This is a genomic window from Wenzhouxiangella marina (assembly GCF_001187785.1).
GTDB classification, from domain to species: Bacteria; Pseudomonadota; Gammaproteobacteria; order Xanthomonadales; family Wenzhouxiangellaceae; genus Wenzhouxiangella; species Wenzhouxiangella marina.
This window is the reverse complement of record NZ_CP012154.1, coordinates 2,576,707-2,594,009: the sequence shown is the minus strand read 5'-3', so window position 1 is coordinate 2,594,009 and position 17,303 is coordinate 2,576,707. Positions and strand designations below refer to the sequence as shown.

Below are 17,303 nucleotides of genomic sequence, written 5' to 3'. Positions count from 1 at the left end.
CTGATCGAGCGGGGAGCCGTAGGCTTGAGCGCCTGGATTCAAGGGTGGGACTGTCCGTGCAGATGACCGATCGAGACTGGCGAGGTTTCCGCGAGCTGCGCGAGCGGGCGCGCGAGCGTTTCGCCGAGGAAACCCTGGCCCAGGCCCTGCAGCTGGCGCTCGATGAGGCCGCCGGCGAGGTCCAGCGGGAGCTGCGCCTGGAGCGCCTGTTGGCCCAGCGCCGCCAGGAGCGACGGGCGCTGTTCGAGGACTCCGATCGGGCCAAGGCCACGATGATCCTGCACCTGCTCGTGGCCCATGACCTGCTGCAGGCCGAGGAACTCGACGGATTGAGTCTGGAGGTTCGGCGCGCCGCCGGCGTTGCCGTCTGATCGCAATCGGTCGTCCCTGTCGACGGTCGCTGCGCTACCCTTGGGTCTGAGCTTTCCTGACCCGTCCTTCCCATCATGAAACGCGATCAGATCGATTTTCCGCCTCGCCACGAACCCCTGCGCGAGGACGTCTCCCTGCTTGGCCGGATGGTCGGTGACCTGCTGCGCGAGCAGTGTGGCGAGGAACTGTTCCTGCGCGTCGAGCGGGCCCGAGCCGCCGCCATCGAGCGCCGCCTGGGCGAGCCGGGGGGCGACCGCCTGGGCGAGCTCTGCCGCTTCGAGCGTTTCGGTGCGGCCACGGATTTCGTGCGCGGATTCGCGGCCTGGTTCCGGATGGTCAACCTGGCCGAGCAGGTTCACCGCATCCGCCGCCGGCGCGAATACCAGGCCGAAGGGGCGGGCATCCAGCCAGAGAGTCTGGCAGACGTGTTCACCCGTCTGCGCGAGTCCGGGACGACCTGGGACGAGGTGCGGGCGATGCTCGACGAGCTGCTGATCGAGCCGGTCTTCACGGCCCATCCGACCGAGGCCACGCGGCGCTCGGTGCTCGAGAAGGAGCAGCGCATGGCCCGCTATCTGATCCAGCGCCTCGACCCGGGTCTGCCGGCCAGCGAGGTCCGGCGGCTCCTCGATCGGGTGCGCATGGAGCAGACCATCGCCTGGCAGACGGCCGAACAGTCGCACGAACGGCCCACCGTGGCCGACGAGGCCGAGCACGCACATTTCTACCTGGCCAACGTGCTGTATCGGATCGCGCCGGTGTTTCACGAGCACCTGGCCGAAGCGGCCAGTACCGCCTTCGGCGCCGAAGTCTGGCCGGGTGATCTGCCGACGGTGCTGCGCTTCGGCTCCTGGGTGGGCGGCGACATGGACGGCAACCCCAACGTCAATGCGGGCACCGTGCTCGAGACCCTGGCCGAGCAGCGCCGACAGGTGATCGGCAACTATCGCCGCGAGGCCGGCAAGCTCAATCGCCTGCTCAGCCAGACCGACGGGAGGGTCGGGATCACGGATGCCTTGAACGAGCGCATCGAGGTGTATCGATCGCGCCTGAAAGAGGTGGCGGAGAGCATCCCGGCCCGGCACCGCGACATGCCCTATCGCGTGTTCTTCTATTTCATCGATGCGCGGCTTGCAGCGACCCTGGCCGACGACGAGCTGGCCTATGAAAGCCCGGAGGAACTGGTCCGGGACCTGGGCCTGGTCACGGAGAGCCTGCAGCGGCATCGGGGCCGCCACGCCGGCCTGTTTCCGGTCCAGCGCCTGCGCCGTCGGGTCGACATGTTCGGGTTCCATCTGGCCGCCCTCGACCTGCGCATCGATTCCGGCGATCTGCACCAGGCCGTGGCGCGACAGCTCGGTGAAGCGGACTGGCCGGAGCTGCCGGTCGAGACGCGGATCGAACGACTGATCGGTTTGCTGAGCGAAGGCTTCGAGGCGCGCGAGGATGATCATCCGGTGCTGGGTCTGCTCCAGGCCGCGGCCACGGCGCATGAGCGTTTCGGCTCCAAGGCCGTCGGTACCCTGATCGTGAGCATGAGCCGCAACGCCGACGACGTGCTCGCGGCCTGGTTGATGGCCAGGGCGGCGGGCGTCGAAGACGGGCGTCTGGACCTGGTGCCACTGTTCGAGACCGTCGGGGATCTGCAGGCGGCCGAAGGCGTGATGTCCGGGCTGCTCGAACTGCCGCTCTGGCGCGAGCTGCTCGCCAAACGGGGAAATCGGCAGACGATCATGCTCGGCTATTCCGACAGCAACAAGGATGGCGGCATGGTGGCCTCGCGCTGGTCCCTGCAGGACGCGCAGCGTCGCCTGGTCCAGCTGTTCCAGGAGCGCGGCGTGGGCGTGATCTTCTTCCACGGCCGGGGCGGCACCGTCGGTCGCGGCGGTGGCAAGACCCACCGCGCCGTGCTGGCCTCGCCGCCGGGGTCGGTGGCCGGGCGCCTGCGACTGACCGAGCAGGGCGAGGTGATTCACCGCAAGTACGCTCTCCGTCCCATCGCCATCCGGAATCTGGAGCAGACCGCCGGCGCCGTCATTCAGGCCAGCTTGCGCCCATCGATGGCCTCGGAGCGCCATTCCGACTGGCGCGAGGCGATGGCTCGTCTGGCCAGCCACGCCCGCGACGCCTACCGTGATCTGGTCTACGGACGCGACGACTTCGCCGACTACTTCCGCGCTGCCACCCCGATCGACGTGATCGAGCGCATGCGCATCGGTTCGCGACCGGCCTCGAGAGCGAGCAAGTCCGGGATCGAGGGCTTGCGCGCGATCCCCTGGGTCTTTGCCTGGGGCCAGAGCCGCCACGCCCTGCCGGGCTGGTACGGTCTGGGCAGCGGGCTCGAGCGCCTGGAGGGGGAGATCGGCGCCGAGGCCCTGCAGACCATGGCTCGGGACTGGCTGTTCCTGTCGAACCTCCTCGAAGACGCGGAAATGGCCATGGCCAAGGCGGATCTGAGCATTGCTCGCCTGTATGCCGGCCTGGCCGGTGAGCTGGGCAAGCGCTACTTCCCGCGGATCGAAGAGGAATTCGCGCGCACGGAAGCCATGATCTGTCGCCTGAAGGGCCAGCGGGCCCTGCTGGATCGAGACCCGACGCTGAAGCGCTCGATCCTGCTGCGTAACCCCTACGTCGACCCGATGAGCTTCACCCAGGTCGACCTGCTCGGCCGCTGGCGGGCCGGCGGTCGCGAAGACGGGGAACTGGAACAGGCCTTGATCGCCAGCGTCCACGGCATCGCCCAGGGCCTGCAGAACACGGGCTGACCACTCGACGGGGCCGGCAAAAAGCGCTGGCCCCGACCGAAAACAGCCGCTATAATGCGCGGTCTCGTACGGTCCGCTCGGATCGCACACGGTGCCGGTGTAGCTCAGTTGGTAGAGCAACGCATTCGTAATGCGTGGGTCGGGAGTTCGAATCTCTTCACCGGCACCATTTTTATTTCTCCCTTCGGGCTTCATCGAAGCCGCGATGGCTCGGTTGGTTCATTCGAACTCCCGACCATCACAATCAGTTCGACTTGCGCGCAGCGCAATCGACGAAGCGAAGCGGAGTCAATCTCTTCACCGGCACCATTTTTATCTTCCCTCGATAGTCGGATCGAAGCCGCGATGTTTCGGCATTCTCAATTCGAACTCCCGACCAGCAAGACCGTAGGTCGGCCCCACGTGGCCGACGGTCCATCTCTCAGGCATCTCCGCAAACCCGACGGCGCAATCTTGCAGCCATCGCGAAGAACCCGACGCACGGATATCGCAGGCATCGCCGGCTACCCTACGGCCGACGGTTTCCGATCACGATGCGCCTGATCAAAACGCGGTATTGATCGTCGAATCGAACGGGGGTTCCGATCGGTTTCGGATGATGGTGCCGATATCCGTGCGTCGCGTTCTCGGTGGGGTTTTGCGGCATCTCGCAGTCGGGTTGATGGAGATGGCTGGGGCATGGACCGTCGGGGACGTGGCCCCGACCTACGCAGGGCTCCGTTCCGGCAAGGTCGATCATGGGGTTGGCAACGGTATCCGGCAAACCGGGTTGCCTTCGTTCGGTATCGAGCATCGTCGGGCGCGTGGGCCCGACCCACCGGGGGCTTCGATCGGGCGGGGTGTGGTTTTTCCGGGTTGGATCGAATCCGGCCGTAGGTCGGCCCCACGTGGCCGACGGTCCATCTCTCAGGCATCTCCGCAAACCCGACGGCGCAATCTTGCAGCCATCGCGAAGAACCCGACGCACGCATATTGCAGGCATCGCCGGCTACCCTACGGCCGACGGTTTCCGATCACGATGCGCCTGATCAAAACGCGGTATTGATCGTGGAATCGAACGGGGGTTCCGATCGGTTTCGGATGATGGTGCCGATATCCGTGCGTCGGGTTCTCGGTGGGGTTTGCGGCATCTCGCAGTCGGGTTGATGGAGATGGCTGGGGCATGGACCGTCGGGGACGTGGCCCCGACCTACCGGGGGGCTCCGACCGGGCAAGGTCGATCATGGGGTTGGCAACGGTATCCGGCAAACCGGGTTGCCTTCGTTCGGTATCGAGCATCGTCGGGCGCGTGGGCCCGACCCACCGGGGGCTTCGATCGGGCGGGGTGTGGTTTTTCCGGGTTGGATCGAATCCGGCCGTAGGTCGGCCCCACGTGGCCGACGGTCCATCTCTCAGGCATCTCCGCAAACCCGACGGCGCAATCTTGCAGCCATCGCGAAGAACCCGACGCACGGATATCGCAGGCATCGCCGGCTACCCTACGGCCGACGGTTTCCGATCACGATGTGCCTGACGAAAACGCGGTATTGATCGTCGAATCGAGCGGGGGCTCCGTTCGGGTTCGGATGATGGTGCCGATATCCGTGTGTCGCGTTCTCGGTGGGGTTTGCGGCATCTCGCAGTCGGGTTGATGGAGATGGCTGGGGCATGGACCGTCGGGGACGTGGCCCCGACCTACCGGGGGGCTCCGATCGGGCAAGGTCGATCATGGGGGAGGCAACGGCATCCGGCAAACCGGGGTGCCTTCGCTCGGTATCGAGGTCCGCGCAACCCGGAAACCGGAAACCGTGAGCCCTCTAATGCACCGATCTTCGAGCCCGTTCCCCGCAACAGCGTTTGAACTTCTTGCCGCTGCCGCAGGGGCAGGGGGCGTTGCGGCCTGGGGCTTCGAGATCGGTTTCAACGGGTGTGGCGCGACCGGCGGCGGCGTAGACTTCGAAGGCGTTGGGGAGCAGGCGGCAGACGGTTTCGGCCATGCGTTCGACGGGCATGCCGCCATCGACCAGTTCCTGGCTGGCGTCTTCGGCGAAGCGGCGTGAGCCGAAGAAGCTCAGGCTCATCAGGGCCAGGCCGAGGTCGGCGCTGTCTTCGCTCTTCTGCCAGGCCTCTTCGCTCATGGCATGGCCGGTGCGGAAGCCTCGGGCCCAGTCGGCCATCGGGGCTTCGGGGGCGAAATTGTCCATCGGAGACTCGAGCAGTTCGATGCCGGGCGGCAGGGGCAGGCTGCCGGCCGACAGGCGAGCTTCGATCCAGTCGCGCAGGGCCGTCAGCTCCCGCAGCAGGGCGCGGGCCTCGCCCTCGGTCTTGAACCCGTGGTTGCCGGTCACTTCGGCAAACCAGCGGGGCAGGGGCAGGCCGCCGGGCGCGCAGATCGCCGCGAACAGCAGGCCGGCGGTTCGGGCGAAGTTCATGCCCTTGAAATCGGGTGCGTTGAGGCGCTGCGTCAGGGCGTCGAAATCGACGGTCGATGGGCGGGAATCGGAAGGCAAGCGACGGGCTCGGATGGACTCGGAGCGCAGTCTAACCGCTCAGGCGCCCCCGGGTTGCTTCGGCGCGCCGAAGACCTTCTGCCAGGGGAAGAAGAAGCTCAGGTAGACCACCGAGTAGGACACGAAGTCCGGCAGCCCGGCCGCGTGCGCGCCGAACAGGAAGAAGATCAGCAGGTGGATACGAAGCACGCCTTTGTAGGCCGCCCCCATGTCGAGGGATTTCGTCGATTTGCTGCCCGCCACCGAGTCCGCTGGGCCGGCGTTGATGCCGCTCGTTCTTTCGTGCTTCGAGTGGGTCGTCGGCAGAGAGAACAGGTGGCGCTCGGCCAGGAAGGCCAGGGGCAGGAACCAGGCATAGCGTCGCAGGACTTCCAGAAAATCCGCCATCGATAGACCGAAGGCCGCGCCGGTCTCGGGCGAGATGGGAAAGAAGCTGGAGACGAACACCGAGTGCCCCCAGTGGAAACCGCCGAAATGGACCGTGAAGAAAGCCAGCAGGAAGAGCTGCCCGAACAGGATCAGCCCCAGGCCGATCCAGCCCCTGGGGCTGTCACTCAGGCTCCGGCGCAGCTCGCCGCCGTGGCGGAAGAGGACCATCAGCGAGCTACCGAAAAGCTTCCAAAGGATGAGCGAGTAGCCGACCACCAGGCTGGCGAGCCACAGGGACCAGATCAGATCAGCGGTGCGCCAGCCAAGCGTCCAGGCCAGGGCCAGGGCGAGGCCACAGCCGATCAGATCGGGAATGGCCGAACGCCAGCCCGTCCGGGCGTGGACGGCGGGGCTGGAAGGCGAGGTTTCCTGGTCCATGATCGGGCCAGTGTAATCGGGCCAGTGGTATCTTGATGGACGGTTTTCCATCCGAGTGTCCCGATGCCCCGATTCCCCGAGATCACCGCTGCCGCCCGAGCCGTGTCCGGCTCGGTCTATTCGAAGCTGGAACGTGATCCCGACGCGCCGCCGCCCGTGCCCCTGCACGTGGGCGATACCTGGATGGAACCGGCGGTCGGCTGTCGCATGCAGGACCTGACGGTCGAGGCCCATCCCGGCATGCATCGCTACAGCGACGTGCCCGGATTACCCGCGCTGCGCCAACGGATCGCCGAGGTGCATGGTGCAAGAGCGGGGTATCCGACCGGGCCGGAGCAGGTGCTGGTCACGGCCGGCGCCACGGCCGGTCTGGCGGCCACCGTGGGCGCACTCGTGGCGCCGGGGGAAGAGGTTCTGCTGGCGGCGCCCTACTGGCCCCTGATCGCGGGTTCCCTCCGGGCCTTCGGCGCCCGGCCGGTGGATGTGGATCTGATGATCGACACGATGAGCGCCGACGAGGCCGTGGCTCGTTTCGAGGCGGCGCGCAGCGATCGCACGGTAGCGGTCTACTGGAACACGCCGCACAATCCGACCGGCCGCTTGCTGCCGAAGAGCTGGCTCGAGGCTCTGAGCGAATGGGCGCGCTCGCACGGGCTGTGGATCTTCTCCGACGAGGTCTACGAAGACTACGTCTACGAGGGCGAGCACCACTACACCCGAGCGCTGGCGCCGGAATGCACGATTTCGGTCCATTCCTTTTCCAAGGCCTATGGCATGGCCGGCAACCGCTGCGGCTACCTGGTGGCGCCCGAGGAGGTGATCGGCGCGGTCAAGCGCATCATGACCAATATCAACTACTCGGCTTGCACCGCCTCACAGCTGGCCGCGTTGAATGCCCTCGATGGCGCGGCGGATGCCTGGGTCCGGCAGGCCCGTGAGAAATATGCCGAGATCGGGCGCCGGGTCGCGGATCGCCTGGGTCTGGACGCGCCCAGGGGCAGCACTTTCCTGTTCGTTGACGTGACCGAGGCCCTCGATGAGCGAGGCCTGAGCGGCTTGCTGGCAGACCTGGGCCAGGCCGGCGTACTGGTGGCGCCGGGACCGAGCTTCGGGCCCTATCCGAACCACGTGCGCGTGTGTTTCACGGCCGCAGAGCCCGCACGCACGCTCCAGGGCGTCGAGATTCTCGCCCGGCACATGAAACGCTGAGTTCTTCGCTTTCGCCTTCGGCAAGAGGGGGCGGGCTCAGCGCCCGCCGCCACCACCGCCGCCGCCACCGCCGCCGGAGAATCCGCCACCACCTCCGCCCGAGCTGCTGCCCGGTGGGGTCGAAGCGGAAGAAATGCTCGAGGACAGGCCGCTGCTCAGGGACTGGCTCATCGCACTCAGGCTGCCGGCGGCCGCCCCCGAACCGCTGTACCAGCGGAGGTTCTGCTGGGTCTGTTCGGCCACGGACTCGCCCACGGCGCGAGTGAACTTGTCGGTCCAGGCCGATTCGACTTCCAGGGCCATGGCGAAGGGCAGCAGGGCCTCGTAGCGTTCCGGGGTCAATGAAGGCTCGTCGCCACTGCGGTGCTCCAGGCGGCTGAGCTCCTCCTTTTCCGCGACGCTCAGGTAGCGCTTCAGGCCTTCGGTGCGGTCGCGAAGCTTGCGGCCTTCTTCGGTCGGGGCCGGCATCAGAAAGCTGAACAATATGTTGATTCCCAGCAGCACGGCCAGGCCGCCCATCACCAGGGGTGCGCCGCCACCGACCGACAGAATGAAGCTGACGATGCCCAGGGCGATCGACGCGACCCAGCCGGTGACGACCGTGCTGGTGTTGGGCTCGATGTAGCGGCCCTTGTACCTTGCGTGCAGGGCCTGCTTGTGTGCTTTCAGGACCTTCTGCATCCGGGTGGCGGTCTCGCTGCTCTTCTTCAGTTCGACGGTCGGGCCGTCCAGAAACAGAGCCGTGTTCAGGGCTTCCTCGGTCGGCGGCAGCTCGGTCGGGGTTTCGGGCTGTTGCTTGATCAGGCTCCAGCGGTCACCGAGCAGGCGATTCTCGCGCTCGATGCTCAGGCGGCCCTTGACCGCCAGGGCGACCAGGTCGGCGGTGAAGGCCTTCTGGTCGTAGCGCTCCTTCATCACGTAGCGCAGGCCGGCCGGGGAGAAGCTTTCCGGCGGCTCGTACTGCGTGACGATGACGCCCGCGGCCGGGCCGCGGCCCTTCTGGAGCCAGGAGCGCCAGTAGAAGATCAGAATGCCGATCATGCCGAGCAGCAGGACCAGGATGGCGCGATTGTCGATCAACAACCACTTCAGTCGATCCCAGCCGGTGGGCGCCTCGACCAGACCCTTGGGGAAACCGACTGCGATGGTCAGGCCATGGCCGCTCAGCAGCAGCCGGGTGGTCTGGAACTCGGCCACACCCGGTTCAGTGACCTTGGCTGTGGCGTTGGAGGCAGTCGAGCCCTCCGGACCCGTGTAGGCGTCGAGGCGCATGTCGGCGGCCGGGACGGGGGCGGGCAGGCGGACCCGGGCGCTGGCCTTGTCGATCGAGAAGGCCCAGCCCAGGCCCGTCACGTTCCAGTACAGCTCGTCGTGGTCTTCGAAGAAGCCGATCTGACGAGTGGTCCGGTAGCGGATGGTGAAGGTGTAGTCGCCCGAACCGGGCAGGAAGTCATCGTTGCCGGTGTTGACCCGAATTCCGTTCGACAGGTGTTCGGTGAACCAGGGCTCGGGGCGACCGTCGCGCAGCACCTCAAGCACCTCGAAAGCGACGCGCACCCGGTTGCCGTAGCGGTCCCGGTAGCGGGTCGGAAAGTCCCGGTAGATGCCGCGTCGGATGCGATCCTGAAGCGAGCGCACCCGGATTTCTTCCGTGACGATGACGCTGGCGTCGGCCTGGATCTCGATGTCGCTGTGATAGGACAGGATGCGTTCGAAGTCCGCCTGCTGAGCCTGCGCCCGGGTCCCGGGCAGGGCGAGGAGCAGGGCGAGAAGCAGGCTCTGGAGCGCCCGGGCCATCATGACAGGGCTCCGACCGACACGGACGCCCGATGCCCTGCATCGGCTCGGTAGAACTCGGCCTCCTTGAAACCCATGGCGCGCGCGATGATCAGGTCCGGAAACTGGGCGATCTGGGTGTTGAGATCGCGGACGGCACCGTTGTAGTAGCGGCGCGCGTACTGCAGGTGGTCCTCGACCTCGACCAGCTGCTCGCTGAGCTGAATGAAATTGTCGCTGGCCTTCAGGTCCGGATAGTTCTCCTTCAATACCAGCAGCCGGCTCAGGAGCTGTTCGAGATCGTTCTCGATCTGCCCGAGGCGGGCCGGGCTGTCGGTGCTCACGGCTTCGCTGCGGAGGCGCGTGACTTCCTCCAGCGTGTCCTTCTCGTGGCCTGCGTAGGCGCGCACGACCTTGACCAGATTGGGCACCAGGTCATGGCGCCGGGTCAGCTGCACATCGACGTCCGACCAGGCCGTGGCGACGCGATTGCGGCGCATGACCAGGCGGTTGTAGGTCCAGATCGCCCAGGCGAGCAGGGCGGCCAGTGCCAGTCCAATGATCCATTCCATTCGCACGGTGACCCTCGTTCATCCCGCGCTCAATATACCAGTCGTTAGTGCCCGTATGCCCATGCCCAACGGACTATGGCGGCCAATCCGGCTCGCCAGTACCATGGGCAGAGATCACGGCTGCTGCACGCACAGGAGGCAATCGCATGGACAAGGCCGAACGACTGATCCGGGAACAATGGGCACAGAGCATCACGCCGGAGCTTGTCGACTACATTCGCATCCCCGCCAAGTCGCCGCATTTCGATCCGGACTGGGCGCGACACGGTTACATCGACGAGGCGGTCGAACACATCGCCCGCTGGTGCCGGGAGCAGCCGATCGAAGGCTTGAGCGTGGAGGTGCTTCGCCTGGGCGAGCGCACGCCGGTGATCTTCATGGAGGTCCCGGGAACCGTTGAAGATACGGTCCTGCTCTACGGACATCTGGACAAGCAGCCGGAAATGACGGGTTGGGCCGAGGGCCTCGGGCCCTGGGAGCCGGTCATCCGGGATGGGCGATTGTACGGTCGAGGCGGGGCGGACGACGGCTACGCGGCCTATGCCTCTCTGGCAGCGATTCGAGCGCTCCAGGCCGAGGGTCGACCCCATGCACGATTCGTGATCCTGATCGAGGCTTGTGAAGAATCGGGCAGCTACGATCTGCCCGCGTACATCGAGCATCTGGACGAGCGCATCGGAACGCCCTCACTGGTCGTCTGCCTGGACTCGGGCGCCGGCAATTACGAGCAGCTCTGGATCACGACGTCGCTGCGTGGAATGGCCGCGGGTTCGCTCGAGGTCGACATCCTGGAAGAGGGTGTCCATTCCGGTTATGCCTCGGGCATCGTGCCGTCGAGCTTCCGGATTGCCCGTCAGCTGCTCTCCAGGCTCGAAGACGAGTCCACGGGCGCCATCCTGCCCGAGGGCTTTTCCGTCGAGATTCCCGAGCAGCGCCGAGCGCAGCTGGCGGCGGTGGCCGACGCCCTCGGTGAGGGCATCCATCAGGCCTATCCCTGGGTCGAAGGGGCCGGGCCCGTTGGCCAGGATTCCCTCGAGCGATTGCTCAACAGGAACTGGCGCGCCGCCCTGGCGGTCACCGGTGCCGCCGGCCTGCCGGACATCGGCTCGGCGGGCAATGTGCTGCGACCGGGCACCGCGCTGAAGCTGTCTCTGCGCCTTCCGCCGACCCTGGATGGGGACCGGGCGACGGAACTGATGAAGCAGGTGCTCGAGTCGGATCCGCCCTATGGCGCGCGGGTTCGTTTTGTCGCCGACCAATCGGCCACTGGCTGGAACGCGCCGCCGGTGGCCGACTGGCTGGATCAAGCCTGCCAGGCGGCATCGCGGGCGGTGTTCGGCAAGGCGGCGATGTACATGGGCGAGGGCGGAACCATCCCCTTCATGGCCATGCTCGGTGAATCCTTCCCCGAGTCCCAGTTCCTGATCACCGGGGTGCTGGGGCCGAAGTCGAACGCGCATGGCCCGAACGAATTCCTGCATCTGGACTACGCGCGCCGCCTGACCGAAGTGGTCGCCCGCGTACTGGGCGCGCACGCCGGGCGCGAATTCGATCGGGCGGCCTGAACCGCACACTTTCCTTTCGATCCCTGAAAAGGAAAACGCCCCGGAGTCCGGGGCGTTTTCGTGATACCTGAAGGGGTCAGGCCGTGCTGGCCTGACCGACCAGGATCAAGGCGTCTGCAGCCACAGATCGTACGGACCGCTGCCCGAGTAGGAACGGACGCGCCAGTAGAAGTAGCCGGAGCTGGACGTGTACTCGATGAATTCTTCGCTGGTCGAGCTGATCGACTCGTCGACCTTCTGCCAGGAACCGTTCCAGCGGTAGAACTCGAGGTCGAAGTCAGCCGAGCTCGGGCCCGACAGCCAGCCACGGTGCGTGCCGCTACCGGTCTGGTAGTAGGTGCCGTTCGGCTGCGCCTGGGACTGACCGCTGCCCGACAGGGAGCCGGAGTACTGGTCACAGTTGCTGCACGGTGCGCCCGGGTTGCCGGTGTCGACGGTGTAGCTGGCGACCAGGCTGGTGTTCGAGTAGCTGCTGTAGCCGCGGAGCATGACGTGGTAGGTGCCGGTGCTCGGCGAGGCGAAGTCGCAGGTCTCGTTGTTGCCGTTGCGGTACGGGCGGCAGTCATAGCTCGACTGGGTCGGTGCCTGACCGAAGCGGACGTACATGTCGGCATCACCGCTACCGCCGCTCATCTGGAAGCTCAGATCGCTTGCGCCGGCCGGGACGTCGATGGTGAAGAAGGTCTCGGAGCCAGCGGCGCCGGACAGACCGTTTTCAGCCACGCCGTTCTCGAGTTCGGTCGGGCCGGACGGCGGCGGGTTGCCACCACCATCATCGCCACCACCGAAGCGCGAGTAGGCGAGCAGGTTGGGCGAACCGTTCAGGCCGCTCAGCTTGCCGGTGCTGCCATTGTTGTAGATGGCGTTCTCGACCTGGGCCGGACTGGCGTTCGGGTTGCTGGCCAGGTACAGGGCAGCGACGCCAGCCACGTGCGGGGCAGCCATCGAGGTGCCGCTGATCGTGTTGGTGGCGGAGTTGCTGTTGTACCAGGCCGAGGTGATGCTGCTGCCCGGTGCGAAGATGTCGACGCAGCTGCCCCAGTTGGAGAAGCTGGAGCGAGCATCCGAGCTGGTGGTCGAGCCGACGGTGATGGCGGCAGAGGAGCGAGCCGGAGACACGTTGCAGGCGTTCTGGTTCTCGTTACCGGCGGCAACGACAACGGTCACGCCGGCGTTGCGCATGCCAGCCACGGCGTTGTCCGTGGTGGTGGATGCGCCGCCACCGAGGCTCATGTTGGCCACGGCCGGCTTGATGTGGTTGGCTGCGACCCAGTCCATGCCGGCGACGACGCCTGCGTTGGTGCCGGAACCATTACAGCCGAGCACGCGAACCGGAACGATGCGGGCGGCCTTGGCCACACCCCAGGTCGATCCGGCGACCGTGCCTGCCACGTGCGTGCCGTGGCCGTTGCAGTCATTGGAGCCCTGGCCATCGTTGATCGCGGTGAAGCCGCTGATCACGCGACCGCCGAAGTCATTGTGGGAGGCGCGAACACCGGTATCGACGATATAGGTGTAGACGTTCGAAGCACTCGTGTCATAGATGTAGGTGCCGTTGAGCGGACGGTCGCGCTGGTCGACGCGATCCAGGCCCCAGGTGGCGTTGTTCTGCTGGCTCTGGGAAATGGTGACTTCGCCGTTCTCTTCGATGTAGGCGATGCGGTCGTCAAGCAGCATGTTGACCAGGGCCTTGTCGCTGGCGCGGACAACGAAGCCACGCAGTACGTGCGAGAAGGTGTGGTCGAGCGAAACGCCATAGCGGCGGGCCATGGTGCTGGCCACGGTGGCCACGGACGGCACGTTGGTGCGCTGTTCGTAGGCAAGTTTCGCGGCGCTCTCCCTCAGAACCACGATGTACTCACCAGCGATCGGGCGCTCGACTTCGCGGAATTCCGCGCGCTGGCCCTGGTCATAGTTGTAAGCGAAAGACATCGACGAGCAAGCGACCAGCGCTGCACCCGTCAGGGTGTAGGAAAGGGTCTTCCAAGACATCAAGTGTTACTCCCGTTAGATCGTTTGGATCAGTTAGTCCCCTTGATCTTTGGATCACGACGTGGCTCGAGAACCGGTGTCGTTGTCGGGCGTGAAAATCCCTGTTCGGAGCATTGAAATCGTGGATGGCCGACCCCAAAAAACGGCTTTTTTTCCAGATCTCTCCCCCTGCTTCCGCCAGGGGACCCTCAAACTCGACCCGTGGGGTTATACACAGAACGTTCACGGGATTTCTAGGGGTCAGCAGAAAAAAGCTTCAGAAATGTGATAGAGATCACACAAAAAGATGATACGACGAAGGTCGTACAGGGGTTTTTCGGACCGGCGGGGGTGATTTTCGGACCAAAACGCACTCGCCGTTGTGATTTGGATCACATCGGATGAAGCTTCTGGTGTCTTTAAAAAAGGATGGCGGCCCCACCAGCCCGGCCCCAGCACCCGCCGTTTTCGCTGCCGCTGCTCCCTTCCGGGCCTGACGGGGTTCACGAAAAAAACGGTGTGGGAAGACCGGCAGAGCCGCCGGGCGCAATTATCCCAGACTGCGGCCCCGGCTGGCAACCGCTGTTTGCTTGGTTCCATGCTCCGGGGTCGGGCCGAAGCTGCCCTTCGTGTACACTTTGACGGGTCCGACCCGTCGTATCCGGCCGCCCGGCCGAGGAGTCCGAAAAACCCGTGAGTTATCAGGTTCTAGCCCGCAAATGGCGGCCCAAGCAGTTTTCCGAGCTGGTGGGGCAGAGTCACGTCGTGAAGGTGCTGAGCAATTCGCTCAACGAAGACCGCGTGCACCACGCCTTTCTGTTTACCGGTACGCGCGGGGTCGGCAAGACCACGATCGCCCGCATCCTCGCCAAGTCGCTGAATTGTCTGGAGGGTGTAAGCGCCGAGCCCTGTGGTGAATGCGAGCATTGCGTGGCGATCGACGAAGGTCGCTTCGTCGATCTGCTGGAGATCGACGCGGCTTCGCGCACCAAGGTCGACGATACCCGCGAGATTCTCGACAACGTCCAGTACGCGCCGGCCCGGGGGCGCTACAAGGTGTACCTGATCGATGAGGTGCACATGCTTTCGACGCACAGCTTCAATGCGCTGCTGAAGACCCTCGAAGAGCCGCCCGATCACGTCAAGTTCGTGCTGGCCACGACCGATCCCCAGAAGATCCCCGTCACCATCCTGTCGCGCTGCCTGCAGTTCAACCTGCGCCGGCTCACGCCGCAGGAGATCGGTGAGCAGATGGAGCGCATCCTGGCGGCCGAATCCGTGCAGGCCGATGCCGAAGCGATCGCTCTGCTGGCTCGGGCGGCGGACGGCAGCATGCGCGATGGTCTCAGTCTGCTCGATCAGGCCCTTGCCGGCGGCGGGCGCCTGGAAGAGGCGGCGGTCCGTGACATGCTCGGCAGCGTCGAGCGTCTCCACGTGCATGATCTGCTGGCCGCCCTGGCCCGGGCCGATGGTGCGGCGGCCATGGAGGTCATCGCCGAAGTCTTTGCCCAGGCTCGCGACCTGAGCGTGCTGTTGCTCGATCTGGCCGAGGCCTTGCACCGGGTGGCGCTGATCCAGCAACTGCCGGACTATCGGGACGACAGCCGCAGCGACTGGGATGCGCTGGTCGAGCTCGCCGGGCATTTCGATCCGGAGGACGTGCAGCTGTTCTACCAGATCGCGATAACCGGTCGTCGTGACCTGGTGCTGGCCCCGAGCGAGCGCAGCGGCTGCGAAATGACGATCCTGCGCATGCTGGCGTTTCAGCCGGGGCAGGCCGAGCCCTCGGCGGGCGTTGAAGCCGGCGGTGGGGCCAGGGCAGGTGGCGGAGCGCGGGCAGGCGGGGCCGCCGCGTCGCCGGCGCCTCGGTCCGTGGCGGCCCCCACGCCGGCAACCGAGCGTTCCAACATGCCGGCCCAGGCCCGATCCGAGGTCCGGGAGCCGGTGCGATCGGCCGCGAGCGGTCAGGTGGAAAGACGGTTGACGCCGGAGAACTGGCATCAGGTGCTGGGTGCGCTCAAGGTCAATGGCTCCGTGCGAACCGTGGCCGGACTGTTGGTCGTCCGTGAAGTCGATCTGCCCGCCGTGAGTTTCAACGCCGCCGCCGATGACATGATGCTCATCACCGACCGTTTCAGATCGGCCCTGGCCAATGCCCTCGAGGCCTGGCTCGGAAGTTCCGTTCGCTTGACGATTTCGGCGGCCGAGAACACGCAGCTCGCGACCCCCGCCAGGATCGAACAGACCGAAGCCGAACGGGTCCAGACCGAGGCAGAGGCGGCCATCGAACAGGATCCGGTGGTTCGCCGACTCTGCGAGCGTTTCGACGCCGAGATTCTTCGCGAATCCATTCGACCCACCGATACACGGAGCCATTGAGATGATGAAAGGCAATATCGCGCAGCTCATGCAGCAGGCGCAGAAAGTTCAGGAAAACATGAAGAAAGCCCAGGCCGAGCTGGGTGACCTGGAAGTCACGGGGCAGGCCGGCGGTGGCCTGGTCAGCGTGGTCATGACGGGACGCCACGAGGTGAAGCGGGTGACGATCGACCCCGAAGTGGCCGATGACCGGGAAATGGTCGAAGACCTGGTGGCCGCCGCAGTCAACGACGCGGTCAATCGCGTCCAGCAGGCCAGCCAGGAAAAGCTCAAGGGCCTGACCGGCGGGCTGCCGCTCCCTCCGGGGTTCACGCTGCCCTGAGACCCGAGGCAGAGATTTCCGAGGCAATTCGAGACATGGCCGCTGATCCCTTCGACGAGCTCCTCGAGGCCCTGCGTTGTCTGCCCGGTGTCGGCGCGCGCTCGGCCCAGCGCATGGCGCTCGAGTTGCTCGAGCGTGACCGCGACGGCGGCCGGCGTCTGGCAAGAGCCCTGGAAACGGCCATGCGTGATATCCAGCGCTGCGCGTCCTGCCGGAACTTCACCGCCAGCGAGCACTGTCGGATCTGCCGTGACGATCGGCGCAGCGACCGAGTGATCTGCGCCGTGGAGAGCCCGGCCGATGTGCTTGCGATCGAGCAGGCGACCGGGTTCGATGGCCGCTATTTCGTGCTGTTGGGACGGCTGTCGCCGCTGGATGGGATCGGACCCGAGGATCTCGGTCTGGATCTGCTCGAGGCGCGATTGTCGGACGCGGCGGTGGAAGAGTTGATCATCGCCACGAACACCACGGTCGAAGGGGAGGCCACTGCCTACTACCTGCGGGAGATGGCGGACCGCCACGACGTGCGGGTTTCCCGGCTGGCGCAGGGTGTGCCATTGGGCGGCGAGCTCGAGCACACGGACCGTTCGACCCTGGCCCACGCCTTCGCCTCGAGGCTGCCCCTGGCTGGCAGCTGATCGTCGATCCGCCCCTGCCCCCGAAGTCGAACCCCGCCCGAACGCTTCGGACGGGGTCGAAGAGGCTCAGCCCTCGTCGTCGGGCGAATCCAGCAGGATGCGGTCCCGGTTGCGGTCGACGGTGCTCAGACCGATGCCGCGTACGCTGATCAGTTCATCGATGTGTTCGAAGGCGCCGTTCGCCTCGCGGTAGGCGACGATGGCTTCGGCCTTGGACGGGCCGATCCCGACCAGGACCTCGGCCAGTTCCGTGGCGCTGGCCGTATTGATGTCGACCTGTTGCGGGTCCTGCGCCAACGCCAGGCCGTTCAGACCGATGATGAGGATCAGGGCGACGAGTTGCTTGCAGATTGCGTTCATGATCTTGCTCCTTGATTCAGGTTCGGATTAGCGGGTGTTCCGCCGAGCCTTCGCTCAGCGTTGGAGCCAGTCTAGGAA

13 protein-coding genes, 1 tRNA gene and 1 other RNA gene are annotated in these 17,303 nt (G+C 65.8%); 8 read left to right on the top strand and 7 right to left on the bottom strand.

Annotation, left to right across the window (positions count from 1 at the left end; genetic code table 11):
• The first annotated feature begins 44 nt into the window (after positions 1–44).
• From WM2015_RS10980 to WM2015_RS10970, 3 genes are all read left to right on the top strand, one after another.
• Positions 45–371: a hypothetical protein gene (locus WM2015_RS10980; RefSeq protein ID WP_156201100.1), complete on the top strand. Its 327-nt coding sequence runs from the start codon at positions 45–47 to the stop codon at positions 369–371.
• Between the two features lie 75 nt (positions 372–446).
• Positions 447–3,137, top strand: a complete 2,691-nt coding sequence (gene ppc / locus WM2015_RS10975; protein ID WP_049726087.1) for a phosphoenolpyruvate carboxylase — start codon at positions 447–449, stop codon at positions 3,135–3,137.
• Between the two features lie 93 nt (positions 3,138–3,230).
• Positions 3,231–3,306 (top strand) — tRNA-Thr (locus WM2015_RS10970).
• Between the two features lie 1,627 nt (positions 3,307–4,933).
• On the opposite strand, the gene WM2015_RS10965 is transcribed toward WM2015_RS10970, so the two are convergent.
• Positions 4,934–5,626, bottom strand: a complete 693-nt coding sequence (locus WM2015_RS10965) for a UPF0149 family protein (RefSeq protein WP_049726086.1) — start codon at positions 5,624–5,626, stop codon at positions 4,934–4,936.
• Positions 5,627–5,665: 39 nt separating this feature from the next.
• A complete protein-coding gene (locus WM2015_RS10960) occupies positions 5,666–6,433 on the bottom strand; it encodes a DUF6498-containing protein (RefSeq protein WP_049726085.1) in 768 nt (255 codons plus the stop codon).
• Between the two features lie 63 nt (positions 6,434–6,496).
• On the opposite strand from WM2015_RS10960, the gene WM2015_RS10955 reads away from it, so the two are divergent.
• Positions 6,497–7,642, top strand: coding sequence for a pyridoxal phosphate-dependent aminotransferase (locus WM2015_RS10955; RefSeq protein WP_049726084.1), 1,146 nt, complete (start codon positions 6,497–6,499; stop codon positions 7,640–7,642).
• A gap of 36 nt (positions 7,643–7,678) precedes the next feature.
• Here the strand turns inward: WM2015_RS10955 and WM2015_RS10950 are convergent, their stop codons facing one another.
• Together WM2015_RS10950 and WM2015_RS10945 are read right to left on the bottom strand one after the other, a co-directional pair.
• On the bottom strand, positions 7,679–9,442 hold the full coding sequence (locus WM2015_RS10950; protein WP_049726083.1) for a DUF2207 domain-containing protein: 1,764 nt from the start codon (positions 9,440–9,442) through the stop codon (positions 7,679–7,681).
• Positions 9,439–9,990 (bottom strand): LemA family protein, encoded by a 552-nt coding sequence (locus tag WM2015_RS10945; protein ID WP_049726082.1) that lies wholly within the window; start codon positions 9,988–9,990, stop codon positions 9,439–9,441. The genes WM2015_RS10950 and WM2015_RS10945 overlap by 4 nt, the downstream gene beginning before the upstream one ends.
• A gap of 146 nt (positions 9,991–10,136) precedes the next feature.
• On the opposite strand from WM2015_RS10945, the gene WM2015_RS10940 reads away from it, so the two are divergent.
• The gene (locus WM2015_RS10940) at positions 10,137–11,555 is read left to right on the top strand and encodes a M20 family metallopeptidase (RefSeq protein WP_049726081.1); all 1,419 of its coding nucleotides are present in this window, start codon (positions 10,137–10,139) and stop codon (positions 11,553–11,555) included.
• 105 nt (positions 11,556–11,660) lie between these two features.
• Here WM2015_RS10940 and WM2015_RS10935 read toward each other — a convergent pair whose 3' ends face one another.
• Entirely contained in the window at positions 11,661–13,547 is a 1,887-nt protein-coding gene (locus WM2015_RS10935; protein WP_049726080.1) for a S8 family serine peptidase, read from the bottom strand.
• 415 nt (positions 13,548–13,962) lie between these two features.
• An RNA gene (gene ffs / locus WM2015_RS15625) (signal recognition particle sRNA small type) lies at positions 13,963–14,060 on the bottom strand.
• A gap of 159 nt (positions 14,061–14,219) precedes the next feature.
• Here ffs and dnaX point away from each other — a divergent pair.
• From dnaX to recR, 3 genes are read left to right on the top strand one after another with little or no spacing between them, the layout of a single operon-like run.
• A complete protein-coding gene (gene dnaX / locus WM2015_RS10930) occupies positions 14,220–15,905 on the top strand; it encodes a DNA polymerase III subunit gamma/tau (protein WP_049726079.1) in 1,686 nt (561 codons plus the stop codon).
• A gap of 1 nt (position 15,906) precedes the next feature.
• The gene (locus WM2015_RS10925) at positions 15,907–16,227 is read left to right on the top strand and encodes a YbaB/EbfC family nucleoid-associated protein (RefSeq protein ID WP_049726078.1); all 321 of its coding nucleotides are present in this window, start codon (positions 15,907–15,909) and stop codon (positions 16,225–16,227) included.
• Between the two features lie 35 nt (positions 16,228–16,262).
• The gene (recR, locus tag WM2015_RS10920; RefSeq protein WP_049726077.1) at positions 16,263–16,865 is read left to right on the top strand and encodes a recombination mediator RecR; all 603 of its coding nucleotides are present in this window, start codon (positions 16,263–16,265) and stop codon (positions 16,863–16,865) included.
• 66 nt (positions 16,866–16,931) lie between these two features.
• Here recR and WM2015_RS10915 read toward each other — a convergent pair whose 3' ends face one another.
• On the bottom strand, positions 16,932–17,225 hold the full coding sequence (locus tag WM2015_RS10915; protein WP_049726076.1) for a ComEA family DNA-binding protein: 294 nt from the start codon (positions 17,223–17,225) through the stop codon (positions 16,932–16,934).
• Positions 17,226–17,303 lie beyond the last annotated feature (78 nt).